This is a genomic window from Citrobacter sp. C348, from assembly GCF_047467975.1.
GTDB lineage: Bacteria > Pseudomonadota > Gammaproteobacteria > Enterobacterales > Enterobacteriaceae > Citrobacter > Citrobacter gillenii.
This window is the reverse complement of record NZ_JASJUJ010000016.1, coordinates 47109-59936: the sequence shown is the minus strand read 5'-3', so window position 1 is coordinate 59936 and position 12828 is coordinate 47109. Positions and strand designations below refer to the sequence as shown.

Here is a 12828-nt window from a genome sequence, read left to right as displayed (position 1 = left end):
GCTGGGCCCTCGCTGCCAATCCGAAGAGAATCGATGTGAAAGTACTGACTGTATTTGGCACGCGACCGGAGGCCATCAAGATGGCACCTCTGGTTCATGCGCTGGCAAAAGATCCTGATTTTGATGCAAAAGTTTGCGTCACAGCGCAGCATCGGGAGATGCTTGATCAGGTGTTGAACCTCTTTTCCATTGTGCCTGACTACGATCTCAATATTATGCAGCCAGGTCAGGGACTCACCGAAATTACCTGCCGAATCCTTGAAGGGTTAAAACCGATTCTGGCTGAGTTTAAACCGGATGTCGTACTGGTACACGGTGATACGACGACAACCATTGCCACCAGTCTGGCCGCGTTTTATCAGCGTATTCCTGTCGGACACGTTGAGGCTGGGTTGCGAACCGGTGATCTCTATTCTCCGTGGCCGGAAGAGGCAAACCGCACGCTGACCGGGCGTCTGGCGATGTATCATTTTGCACCTACTGAAAACTCGCGGCAGAACCTGTTACGCGAAAACATTGCCGATAACCACATTTTTGTCACTGGCAATACGGTGATTGATGCGTTGATCTGGGTTCGCGATCGCGTACTGGCGAGCGATGAACTGCGGGCCGAACTGGCCGAGCATTATCCTTTCCTGAGCGCGGATAAAAAGATGATCCTGGTGACCGGTCATCGTCGGGAAAGCTTTGGTCGCGGTTTTGAGCAAATCTGCCATGCGCTGGCAGAAATTGCAGCGGCGAATCAGGATGTGCAGATTGTCTACCCGGTGCACCTGAACCCTAACGTCAGCGAACCGGTTAATCGCATCCTGGGTCACGTTGACAATGTGATTTTGATCGAGCCGCAGGAGTACCTGCCGTTTGTCTGGCTGATGAACCATGCCTGGCTGATCCTGACCGATTCTGGCGGTATTCAGGAAGAAGCCCCATCTCTGGGCAAGCCAGTGCTGGTGATGCGCGAAACGACGGAGCGCCCGGAGGCCATTACTGCAGGAACTGTGCGGCTGGTGGGGACAGATCCGCAGCGTATTGTGGAAGAAGTCACGCGTTTGCTGCATGACGAAGATGAATATCAGACCATGAGCCGGGCCCATAATCCGTATGGCGATGGGCAAGCGTGTGGTCGCATTTTAGACGCGTTAAAAAACAATCGGATATCGCTATGAGTTTTACGACCATTTCTGTCATTGGGCTGGGTTATATCGGGCTGCCAACCGCAGCTGCTTTTGCTTCCCGTCATAAACACGTGATTGGCGTAGATGTTAATCAGCATGCGGTGGACACCATTAACCGTGGTGAGATCCATATCGTTGAACCCGACCTCGGTGCGGTGGTGAAAACCGCTGTAGAAGAGGGGTATCTTCGGGCGACCACCAAACCCACGGAAGCGGATGCGTATTTAATCGCTGTGCCTACCCCGTTCAAAGGGGAGCATGAGCCCGATATGGTGTACGTCGAAGCGGCGGCGAAGTCAGTGTCGCCGGTGCTTAAAAAAGGCGCGCTGGTGATCCTCGAGTCAACGTCACCCGTCGGGGCGACCGAGCAGATGGCCACATGGCTTGCCGAAATGCGGCCCGACCTGACGTTCCCGCAACAGGCGGGGGAACAGGCGGACGTCAATATTGCCTATTGTCCAGAGCGCGTACTGCCGGGCCAGGTGATGGTCGAGCTGATTAAAAACGATCGTGTGATTGGCGGGATGACGCCCGTCTGTTCCGCGCGTGCCAGCGAGCTGTATAACATCTTCCTTGAAGGTGAATGTGTGGTGACTAACGCCCGCACGGCGGAAATGTGTAAACTGACTGAAAATAGCTTCCGCGACGTAAATATCGCCTTTGCCAATGAACTGTCGCTGATTTGCGCCGAACAGGAGATTAACGTCTGGGAACTGATTCGCCTGGCGAACCGACACCCGCGTGTCAATATCCTGCAACCAGGCCCCGGCGTTGGCGGTCACTGTATTGCAGTCGACCCATGGTTTATTGTGGCGCAGAACCCGCAGCAGGCGAAATTGATCCGCACCGCCCGTGAAGTCAATGATGGCAAACCTCACTGGGTTGTTGATCGGGTAAAAGCAGCCGTAGCGGATTGTCTGGCGAAGACGAACAAACGCGCCAGCGAGGTGAAAATTGCCTGTTTTGGCCTGGCATTTAAACCGAATATTGACGATTTACGTGAAAGCCCGGCGATGGGTATCGCGCTGAGTATCGCCCAGTGGCACGGCGGTGAAACGCTGGTGGTGGAACCGAATGTTCATCAACTGCCAAAAAAACTGGATGGCCTGTGTACGTTGGCGACACTGGACGACGCATTGGCAAGCGCTGATGTGCTGGTGATGCTGGTCGACCATAATGAATTTAAAGCGATTAAAGGCGATGCGGTACACCAGCAGTACGTGGTTGATACCAAAGGAGTCTGGCGATAATGAAACGAATTCTGGTCACCGGTGGCGCCGGATTTATCGGCTCCGCGGTTGTACGGCATATCATTAACGAGACGCAGGATGCTGTGGTGGTGGTCGATAAACTGACCTATGCCGGCAACCTGATGTCGCTAATGCCGGTCGCACAGAATGACCGTTTTGCCTTTGAGAAAGTTGATATCTGCGATCGGGCTGCGCTTGACGGTGTCTTTCAACAGTATCAGCCAGACTGCGTCATGCATCTGGCGGCGGAAAGCCACGTTGATCGTTCCATTGATGGTCCGGCTGCATTTATCGAAACCAATATCGTGGGTACCTACACCCTGCTGGAAGCGGCGCGCGCTTACTGGAACGTATTAACCGATGAGAAAAAATCGGCGTTTCGTTTCCATCATATTTCGACCGATGAAGTGTATGGCGATCTCCATTCTACGGATGATTTTTTCACTGAAACCACGCCGTATGCACCAAGCAGTCCTTATTCCGCATCGAAAGCCAGTAGCGATCACCTGGTCCGTGCCTGGCTACGTACGTACGGTCTGCCTACGTTGATTACCAACTGCTCCAACAACTACGGCCCGTACCACTTCCCGGAAAAACTGATCCCACTGACGATTCTTAACGCGTTGGCGGGCAAACCGCTGCCGGTATACGGCAACGGGCAGCAGGTCCGCGACTGGCTGTACGTGGAGGATCATGCCCGCGCGTTGTATTGCGTAGCGACCACCGGGGCCGTGGGGGAAACCTATAACATCGGCGGGCACAACGAGCGTAAGAATCTGGACGTAGTCGAGACGATTTGCTGTCTGCTGGAAGAACTGGCCCTCAACAAGCCACAGGGCCTTGCGCAGTACCGCTCACTGATCACCTTTGTTGACGATCGTCCTGGTCACGATCAACGTTACGCCATTGATGCGTCGAAGATTGCACGTGAACTTGGCTGGATGCCGCAGGAAACGTTTGAGAGCGGCATGCGCAAAACCGTGCAATGGTATCTGGTGAATGAGGCGTGGTGGAAGCCCGTGCAGGACGGCAGCTACCAGGGCGAACGTTTAGGTCTGAAGGGTTAAATTCCGGAGGAGGTACGCATGAAAGGTATCATTTTGGCGGGTGGGTCGGGTACTCGCCTGCACCCCATCACGCGTGGCGTATCGAAGCAGTTATTGCCGATTTACGACAAGCCGATGATTTACTACCCGCTATCGGTACTGATGTTAGCGGGGATCCGTGAAATCCTGATTATCACCACGCCGGAAGATAAAGGCTATTTCCAGCGTTTGCTGGGCGATGGCTCTGAGTTTGGTATTGAGTTGCACTATGCCGAGCAGCCCAGCCCGGACGGACTGGCGCAGGCGTTTATCATTGGGGAAACGTTCCTTAACGGTGAGCCTTCCTGTCTGGTTTTAGGTGACAACATCTTCTTTGGGCAGGGATTCAGTCCAAAACTGCGCCACGTCGCTGCCCGAACGGAAGGGGCGACGGTATTTGGCTATCAGGTTATGGATCCTGAGCGTTTCGGCGTGGTGGAATTTGACGACAATTTCCGCGCCGTCTCGCTGGAAGAGAAGCCGAAAGAACCGAAATCTAACTGGGCGGTGACGGGACTCTATTTCTACGACAGTAAGGTGGTGGAGTACGCAAAACGCGTGAAGCCTTCCGAGCGTGGAGAGCTGGAGATTACCTCCATCAACCAGATGTATCTTGACGCGGGTAACCTGACGGTGGAACTGCTCGGCCGTGGCTTTGCCTGGCTGGATACCGGTACGCATGACAGCCTGATTGAAGCGAGTATGTTCGTACAAACAGTTGAGAAACGTCAGGGCTTTAAAATTGCCTGCCTGGAAGAGATCGCCTGGCGCAACGGCTGGCTGGATGATGAAGGCGTGAAGCGTGCCGCCAGTTCTCTGGCTAAAACCGGTTATGGTCAATATCTGCTGGAGCTACTCCGTGCTCGTCCGCGCCAGTATTGAGCCGCTGAATTGGGAGAATACGTTCTTTGGCGTGAAGAGCGCCATTGTGCGTGTTGACCCGCATGCACCGGTTCTGACTGCGGATTCGTTGCAGCCCTGGGAGCGGGTACAGGCAAAAATTCCTGCGGCGAACGCCCAGGAGTTAGATGCATTGCAGCAGTTGGGTTTCTCGCTGGTCGAAGGGGAAGTGGATTTAGCGCTGTCGGTCACGGGCGTTTATGACAATCCCGGCGCTCAGGTCGCACAAACTGCAGATATCCCGGCGTTACGTCAGCTGGCGGGGCAGGCGTTCGCGCAAAGCCGTTTTCGTGCGCCGTGGTATGCGCCCGATGCCAGCGCGCGTTTCTACGCGCAGTGGATTGAAAATGCCGTATTGGGCACGTTCGACCATCAGTGTCTCGTTTTTCGCACACAGACTGGCGATATTCGTGGCTATGTCTCACTGCGTGAACTGAATGAGACCGACGCGCGTATTGGCCTACTGGCCGGTCGCGGTGCGGGCGCAGAACTGATGCAGGCTGCGCTTTGCTGGGCGCAGGCTCACGGTAAAACAACATTACGCGTGGCGACCCAGATGGGCAACACCGCCGCGCTTAAACGTTACATACAGAGCGGTGCCAATGTAGAAAGCACCGCGTACTGGTTATACAGGTGACAACATGATCCCATTTAACGCACCGCCGGTGGTGGGCACCGAGCTTGAATACATGCAGTCTGCGATGAGCAGCGGAAAACTGTGCGGCGACGGTGGCTTTACCCGTCGCTGTCAGCAGTGGCTGGAGCAACATTTTGGCAGCGCGAAAGTGCTACTGACGCCGTCCTGTACCGCCTCGCTTGAGATGGCGGCGCTGCTGCTGGATATCCAGGCTGGCGATGAAGTGATCATGCCGAGCTACACGTTTGTCTCCACCGCCAACGCCTTCGTGCTGCGTGGGGCCAAAGTCGTCTTTGTCGATATCCGTCCGGATACCATGAACATTGACGAAACGCTGATTGAAGCGGCGATCACCGACAAAACTCGCGCTATTGTACCGGTGCATTACGCGGGCGTTGCCTGCGAAATGGACACCATTATGGCACTGGCGGCTAAGTACAACCTGTTCGTGGTGGAAGATGCCGCTCAGGGCGTGATGTCGACCTACAAAGGCCGCGCGCTGGGAACGATTGGCCATATCGGCTGCTTTAGCTTCCACGAAACCAAAAACTACACCGCGGGTGGCGAAGGTGGGGCCACGCTGATTAATGATAAAAAATTAATCGAACGTGCCGAGATCATCCGCGAAAAAGGGACCAACCGTAGCCAGTTCTTCCGTGGCCAAGTGGATAAATACACCTGGCGAGATATTGGTTCCAGCTATTTGATGTCCGATCTGCAGGCCGCCTATCTATGGGCGCAGCTGGAAGCGGCGGATCGTATCAACCAGCAGCGTCTGGCGCTGTGGCAGAATTATTATGACGCGCTTGAACCGCTGGCGCGCGCCGGGCGTATTGAGCTGCCTTCCATACCGCAGGGTTGTGTGCAGAATGCGCATATGTTTTACATCAAGCTACGCGACATCGACGATCGCAGCGCGTTGATCAACTTCCTGAAAGAAGCCGAAATTATGGCGGTGTTCCATTATATCCCGCTGCATGATTGCCCGGCTGGCGATAAGTTTGGCGAGTTCGCCGGAGTTGATCGTTACACCACTCAGGAGAGCGAACGTCTGCTGCGTTTGCCGTTGTTCTACAATCTGTCGCCGGTCAACCAGCGCACAGTGATTACGACCTTACTGAACTACTTCGCCTGATATGTCGCTTGCTAAAGCGTCCCTGTGGACGGCGGCCAGTACGCTGGTAAAAATTGGTGCGGGCTTGCTGGTGGTGAAGCTGCTGGCGGTTTCATTTGGCCCGGCGGGTGTTGGGCAGGCGGGTAACTTCCGCCAGATGGTTACCGTGCTCGGCGTGCTGGCGGGGGCCGGAATTTTCAACGGCGTCACGAAGTACGTTGCCCAGCATCATGACGATCCGACGCAGTTACGCCGCGTGGTGGGTACCTCTTCGGCGATGGTGCTGGGATTCTCCACGCTGATGGCCGCCCTTTTTCTACTGGCGGCAGCGCCGATAAGCCAGGGGCTGTTTGGTCATACGCATTATCAAGGGTTAGTGCGGCTGGTTGCGCTGGTTCAGATGGGCATAGCCTGGGCGAACCTGCTGCTGGCGCTGATGAAAGGCTTCCGCGATGCCGCCGGTAATGCACTGTCGCTGATTGTTGGTAGCCTGGTGGGCGTGGTGGCCTATTATGGCTGCTATCGACTCGGGGGTTACGAAGGTGCTTTGCTGGGCCTGGCGCTGGTACCTGCGCTGGTGGTGATCCCTGCAGCCGTGATGTTGATTAAGCGTGGGACTATCCCGCTGCATTACCTGAAACCCTGCTGGGATAACGGCCTGGCCGGGCAGTTAAGCAAGTTCACGCTGATGGCGTTGATCACCTCCGTGACGCTGCCGGTGGCGTACGTAATGATGCGAAACCTGCTGGCAGCCCATTACAGCTGGGATGACGTGGGGATCTGGCAGGGGGTGAGCAGTATTTCCGATGCGTATCTGCAATTTATCACCGCCTCATTCAGCGTTTACTTGCTGCCGACGCTGTCGCGCTTAACTGAAAAGCATGACATTTCGCGCGAGGTCGTAAAGTCGCTGAAGTTTGTGCTACCGGCGGTTGCTGCCGCGAGTTTCACCGTCTGGCTGCTACGTGACTTTGCCATCTGGCTGCTGTTTTCGGCTAAATTTACCGCGATGCGCGATCTGTTCGCCTGGCAGCTGGTGGGCGATGTCCTGAAAGTTGGGGCTTACGTTTTTGGTTATCTGGTGATCGCGAAAGCGTCGCTGCGGTTTTATATTTTGGCTGAAATTAGCCAGTTCACGTTATTGACGGCATTTGCCCACTGGCTGATCCCTGCGCATGGCGCTCTGGGAGCAGCGCAGGCGTATATGGCAACCTATGTGGTCTATTTTTCTCTCTGTTGCGGCGTATTTTTACTCTGGCGTAGGCGGGCATGACAGTACTGATTCACGTTCTGGGATCGGATATCCCTCACCATAACCAAACCGTATTGCGGTTTTTCAACGACTCGCTGGCTGCGACGAGCGAGCACGCGCGCGTGTTTATGGTTGCCGGTCAGGATGCGGGATTCAGCGAAAGCTGCCCGGCGTTATCGCTGAGTTTCTATAGCGGGAAAAAGGCGCTGGCAGAGGCGGTTATTAAGAAAGCGAAAGCGGATCGTCAACAGCGTTTCTTCTTTCACGGTCAGTTCAATACCAGCTTATGGCTGGCACTGCTGAGTGGGGGAATTAACCCCGAGCAGTTTTACTGGCACATCTGGGGCGCCGATCTGTATGAAGTCGCCAATGGACTGAAATTCCGCCTGTTTTATCCGCTTCGTCGGCTGGCGCAAAATCGCGTGGGCTGCGTGTTTGCCACGCGGGGTGATTTGCGCTATTTCGCCGGGCTGCATCCGCGCGTACGCGGCGAGCTGCTGTATTTCCCGACGCGCATGGATCCATCGCTCAATACGATGAGCGACGGGCGTGAACGCAGCGGGAAAATGACCATTCTGGTGGGAAACTCCGGTGACCGCAGCAATGAACATATTGCCGCGCTGCGCGCTGTGCATCAGCAGTTTGGCGATACGGTGAACGTGATTGTGCCCATGGGTTACCCTGCCAATAATGCGGCGTATATCGATGAGGTTCGTCAGGCTGGGCTGGCATTATTTCGTGCGGAAAATCTGCACATTCTCAGCGAAAAACTGGAATTTGAGGCTTATCTGGCGTTACTGCGTCAGTGCGATTTAGGTTACTTTATTTTTGCCCGTCAGCAGGGGATTGGCACTTTGTGTCTGTTGATCCAGGCCGGTATTCCGTGTGTGCTTAACCGCGAAAACCCCTTCTGGCAGGATATGGCAGAGCAAAACTTGCCGGTATTGTTTACCACCGATGAACTCAATGAAGGTATTGTGCGCGAAGCGCAGCGTCAGCTGGCCTCGGTCGATAAGAGCGCCATTACCTTCTTTAGCCCGAATTACCTACAGCCGTGGCATAACGCGCTGAAAATTGCTTCCGGAGAAACGGTATGAGCCTGATGCAATTCAGCGGTCTGCTGGTGGTGTGGCTGCTCTCCACTCTGTTTATCGCCACGTTGACCTGGTTTGAGTTCCGACGGGTACGCTTTAACTTCAATGTGTTCTTCTCATTGCTGTTTTTATTGACGTTTTTCTTTGGCTTCCCGCTAACCAGCGTGCTGGTATTCCGCTTCGACGTGGCGGTGGCCCCGCCGGAAATTCTGCTGCAGGCGCTGCTGTCAGCCGCCTGTTTCTATGCTGTCTATTACGTGACCTATAAAACCCGTTTACGCAGGCGAACGGCGGAAAGACCGCGTAAGCCACTGTTTACTATCAACCGCGTTGAGGCTCATCTGACGTGGATAATATTGATGGCGATTGCGCTAGTGAGCGTGGGCATATTCTTTATGCACAACGGCTTCCTGCTGTTCAGACTGCAGTCCTACAGCCAGATCTTCTCCAGTGAAGTTTCCGGTGTGGCGTTGAAGCGCTTCTTCTACTTCTTCATCCCAGCGATGCTGGTGGTGTACTTCCTGCGTCAGGACAGCAAAGCGTGGCTGTTTTTTCTGGTAAGCACCGTCGCGTTTGGCCTGCTGACCTATATGATTGTCGGCGGCACGCGAGCCAATATCATCATCGCCTTTGCCATCTTCCTGTTTATCGGCATTATTCGCGGCTGGATTTCGCTGTGGATGCTGGCGGCCGCTGGCGTGCTGGGCATTGTGGGGATGTTCTGGCTGGCGCTGAAGCGCTACGGCATGAACGTCAGCGGAGACGAAGCGTTCTATACTTTCCTGTATCTGACGCGCGACACCTTCTCGCCGTGGGAAAACCTGGCACTGTTGCTGCAGAATTACCACAATATTGAGTTCCAGGGTCTGGCGCCGATCGTGCGTGACTTCTATGTGTTTATCCCCAGTTGGCTGTGGCCAGGGCGACCGAGCATCGTACTCAATTCGGCGAACTACTTTACCTGGGAAGTGTTGAACAACCACTCGGGGCTGGCTATCTCGCCGACATTGATTGGCTCGCTGGTGGTGATGGGCGGGGCGTTGTTTATCCCGTTAGGCGCGGTTGTGGTTGGGCTTATCATCAAATGGTTCGACTGGCTGTACGAGTTAGGTAACCGGGAAACAAACCGCTACAAGTCGGCGATTTTGCACAGTTTCTGTTTCGGTGCCATTTTCAATATGATCGTGTTAGCACGTGAAGGACTGGATTCGTTTGTCTCGCGAGTGGTCTTTTTCCTCGTGATTTTTGGTGTCTGTTTGCTGGTGGCAAAACTGTTGTTCTGGCTGTTTGACAGTGCCGGACTGATTCATAAACGCATAAAATCGCTGCCCCGGACACAGGTTGAAGGATAGTAATGACTGATAACACCACTGCGCCGTTGTATTCACTGCGCGGATTACAACTGATTGGCTGGCGCGATATGCAGCATGCGCTAAATTACCTGTTTGCAGAAGGGCATCTCAGGCAGGGGACGCTGGTGGCGATCAATGCTGAGAAGTTGCTGACAGCGGAAGATAACCCTGAGGTACGCGCGCTGATCGATGCCGCTGAGTTTAAATACGCCGATGGGATCAGCGTCGTGCGTTCCGTGCGAAAAAAATTTCCACAGGCCCAGGTTTCACGTGTGGCCGGTGCCGATCTGTGGGAGGCCTTAATGGCACGAGCAGGTCGGGAAGGAACGCCGGTCTTCCTGATTGGCGGCAAGCCGGAGGTGCTGGCGCAGACGGAAGCAAAACTGCGTACACAATGGAACGTGAACATTGTGGGCAGCCAGGACGGCTATTTTACGCCGCAGCAGCGTCAGGCGCTGTTCGAGCGGATTCACGCCAGCGGTGCGCAGATTGTTACCGTAGCGATGGGGTCACCGAAACAAGAAATCTTTATGCGTGATTGCCGCCAGGTTCATCCCGATGCGCTGTATATGGGCGTGGGTGGCACCTACGACGTCTTTACCGGCCATGTAAAGCGTGCGCCTAAAGTCTGGCAAAACCTCGGGCTGGAGTGGCTGTACCGCTTGCTGTCGCAGCCGAGCCGTATCACGCGTCAACTTCGCTTATTACGTTATCTGCGCTGGCACTATACCGGCAATCTCTGATCTCCTCCCTTCTTTGGTATGTAGCGCATTCTGCTGAGTGCGCTACTTATTCACAACATAATCGCTGCTTTCTCAAACAATCTATTCATTTTTTGAATGCTTTAATTGCCATTTAAGTGATTTTAGGAAACCATTCGCAACAATCATGATAGTGCCGTGGTGTTTTGGGTGCCAACCGTCAAGCGGTCGGCGCCGTATGGCCTGTTATGGCAAAAAAAACGATGTACCCATAACGATAACCGGTCATACCGGAAAGCATACAAACACAACAAGAGGATTTATGGCAGAAAGTAAACCTGAGCTACAGCGTGGGCTGGAGGCTCGTCATATCGAATTAATTGCCCTTGGGGGCACTATTGGCGTTGGATTGTTTATGGGCGCCGCCAGCACCCTCAAATGGGCGGGGCCATCAGTTCTGTTGGCGTATATTGTCGCCGGGCTGTTCGTCTTTTTCATTATGCGTTCCATGGGTGAGATGCTGTTTCTGGAGCCGGTTGCTGGTTCATTCGCGGTGTATGCCCACCGTTACATGAGCCCCTTCTTTGGTTATCTCACTGCCTGGTCGTACTGGTTTATGTGGATGGCGGTGGGGATCTCGGAGATTACCGCCATTGGCGTCTACGTGCAGTTCTGGTTCCCGGATATGGCACAGTGGATACCCGCGCTGATTGCAGTCGGGTTAGTGGCGCTGGCAAACCTGGCGGCGGTTCGGCTGTACGGCGAAATTGAGTTCTGGTTTGCGATGATCAAAGTGACCACCATCATTGTGATGATCGTCATCGGGATCGGCGTTATCTTCTTTGGCTTTGGTAATGGCGGTCAGGCGATTGGCTTTGGCAACCTGACCGAGCACGGCGGCTTTTTTGCCGGTGGCTGGAAAGGCTTCCTGACCGCGTTATGTATCGTGGTGGCCTCCTACCAGGGGGTGGAGCTGATCGGTATCACGGCGGGTGAAGCCAAAAATCCGCAGGTCACATTGCGTAGCGCGGTAGGGAAAGTGCTGTGGCGTATCCTGATTTTCTACGTCGGCGCGATATTTGTGATCGTCACTATCTTCCCGTGGAATGAGATTGGCAGCAACGGTAGCCCGTTCGTTCTCACGTTTGCCAAGATAGGGATTACTGCTGCGGCCGGGATTATCAACTTCGTGGTCCTGACCGCCGCGCTGTCTGGCTGCAACAGCGGGATGTATAGCTGTGGTCGTATGCTGTACGCGCTGGCGAAGAACCGTCAACTACCTGCCGTTGTTGGAAAAGTCTCTCGTCATGGTGTGCCGGTGGCTGGCGTGGCGATTTCTATCGCCATCCTGCTGATTGGCTCATGTCTGAATTACGTTATTCCGAATCCGCAGCGTGTCTTTGTGTATGTCTATAGCGCCAGTGTGTTGCCGGGGATGGTACCGTGGTTTGTTATCCTGATTAGCCAGCTGCGTTTTCGTCAGGCACACAAAGAGGCGATTGCCAGCCATCCTTTCCGCTCCATTCTGTTCCCGTGGGCGAATTATTTGACGATGGCGTTCCTGATTTGCGTATTAATCGGCATGTATTTTAATGAAGATACCCGAATGTCGCTGTTTGTGGGCATGGGCTTCTTACTGGCCGTGACGCTCATTTATAAGGTTTTTGGTCTGAATCGGCATGGGGAAAGTCAAAAACTGGAGGAATAAGCGACAAAACGCACATTCCGTGACCAAACGATAATTTATTTTAAAAAAGCACTAGACAGCAGACCGAGACCTCCGTAATATCCAGCCCCGCAACGGCGCTAAGCGCCCGTAGCTCAGCTGGATAGAGCGCTGCCCTCCGGAGGCAGAGGTCTCAGGTTCGAATCCTGTCGGGCGCACCATTTAGTAGGGTGCCAGAGCTGCGGTGGTTTTAATACCGCGTAAAAGATTTGCAGTGGTGGCTATAGCTCAGTTGGTAGAGCCCTGGATTGTGATTCCAGTTGTCGTGGGTTCGAATCCCATTAGCCACCCCATTAATTTAAAGTTGTGAAATGCGAAGGTGGCGGAATTGGTAGACGCGCTAGCTTCAGGTGTTAGTGTCCTTAGGATGTGGGGGTTCGAGTCCCCCCCCTCGCACCACGACTTAAAGAATTGAACTAAAAATTCAAAAAGCAGTAAAACGGCGAGTAGCGCAGCTTGGTAGCGCAACTGGTTTGGGACCAGTGGGTCGGAGGTTCGAATCCTCTCTCGCCGACCAATTTTGAACCCCGCTTCGGCGGGGT

Annotated in this window: 11 protein-coding genes and 4 tRNA genes; all 15 read left to right on the top strand. The window is 54.3% G+C overall.

The genetic code is table 11. The annotated features are described in order from the left end of the window. The first annotated feature begins 35 nt into the window (after positions 1-35). The 15 genes from wecB (at position 36) to QNN86_RS22505 (ending at position 12803) form a co-directional block, all read left to right on the top strand. Positions 36-1166, top strand: a complete 1131-nt coding sequence (gene wecB, locus QNN86_RS22575; RefSeq protein WP_181618203.1) for a non-hydrolyzing UDP-N-acetylglucosamine 2-epimerase — start codon at positions 36-38, stop codon at positions 1164-1166. Next, the gene (gene wecC, locus QNN86_RS22570; protein WP_414212359.1) at positions 1163-2425 is read left to right on the top strand and encodes a UDP-N-acetyl-D-mannosamine dehydrogenase; all 1263 of its coding nucleotides are present in this window, start codon (positions 1163-1165) and stop codon (positions 2423-2425) included. Before wecB ends, wecC begins: the two co-directional genes overlap by 4 nt. Then, positions 2425-3492, top strand: a complete 1068-nt coding sequence (rffG, locus tag QNN86_RS22565; protein ID WP_414212358.1) for a dTDP-glucose 4,6-dehydratase — start codon at positions 2425-2427, stop codon at positions 3490-3492. Before wecC ends, rffG begins: the two co-directional genes overlap by 1 nt. An 18-nt stretch (positions 3493-3510) precedes the next feature. After that, the gene (gene rfbA, locus QNN86_RS22560; protein ID WP_181618200.1) at positions 3511-4392 is read left to right on the top strand and encodes a glucose-1-phosphate thymidylyltransferase RfbA; all 882 of its coding nucleotides are present in this window, start codon (positions 3511-3513) and stop codon (positions 4390-4392) included. Beyond that, positions 4370-5047, top strand: coding sequence for a dTDP-4-amino-4,6-dideoxy-D-galactose acyltransferase (gene rffC / locus QNN86_RS22555; RefSeq protein ID WP_279277458.1), 678 nt, complete (start codon positions 4370-4372; stop codon positions 5045-5047). The genes rfbA and rffC overlap by 23 nt, the downstream gene beginning before the upstream one ends. 4 nt (positions 5048-5051) lie before the next feature. Continuing rightward, positions 5052-6182 (top strand): dTDP-4-amino-4,6-dideoxygalactose transaminase, encoded by a 1131-nt coding sequence (gene rffA, locus QNN86_RS22550; protein ID WP_181618198.1) that lies wholly within the window; start codon positions 5052-5054, stop codon positions 6180-6182. A gap of 1 nt (position 6183) precedes the next feature. Then, positions 6184-7434, top strand: coding sequence for a lipid III flippase WzxE (gene wzxE / locus QNN86_RS22545; RefSeq protein ID WP_181618197.1), 1251 nt, complete (start codon positions 6184-6186; stop codon positions 7432-7434). Next, a complete protein-coding gene (locus QNN86_RS22540; RefSeq protein ID WP_414212357.1) occupies positions 7431-8510 on the top strand; it encodes a TDP-N-acetylfucosamine:lipid II N-acetylfucosaminyltransferase in 1080 nt (359 codons plus the stop codon). Before wzxE ends, QNN86_RS22540 begins: the two co-directional genes overlap by 4 nt. Next, positions 8507-9859: an ECA oligosaccharide polymerase gene (gene wzyE, locus QNN86_RS22535; protein WP_279277456.1), complete on the top strand. Its 1353-nt coding sequence runs from the start codon at positions 8507-8509 to the stop codon at positions 9857-9859. Before QNN86_RS22540 ends, wzyE begins: the two co-directional genes overlap by 4 nt. 2 nt (positions 9860-9861) lie before the next feature. Next, positions 9862-10602: a lipopolysaccharide N-acetylmannosaminouronosyltransferase gene (wecG, locus tag QNN86_RS22530; RefSeq protein WP_096758936.1), complete on the top strand. Its 741-nt coding sequence runs from the start codon at positions 9862-9864 to the stop codon at positions 10600-10602. A 280-nt stretch (positions 10603-10882) separates the two neighbouring features. Next, a complete protein-coding gene (thrP, locus tag QNN86_RS22525; RefSeq protein ID WP_279277455.1) occupies positions 10883-12268 on the top strand; it encodes a bifunctional threonine/serine APC transporter ThrP in 1386 nt (461 codons plus the stop codon). A 102-nt stretch (positions 12269-12370) separates the two neighbouring features. Beyond that, a tRNA-Arg gene (locus tag QNN86_RS22520) sits at positions 12371-12447 on the top strand. Positions 12448-12503: 56 nt separating this feature from the next. Beyond that, positions 12504-12579, top strand: a tRNA-His gene (locus QNN86_RS22515). 20 nt (positions 12580-12599) lie between these two features. Further along, positions 12600-12685, top strand: a tRNA-Leu gene (locus QNN86_RS22510). Positions 12686-12726: 41 nt separating this feature from the next. Beyond that, positions 12727-12803, top strand: a tRNA-Pro gene (locus QNN86_RS22505). The last annotated feature ends 25 nt before the right edge of the window (positions 12804-12828 follow it).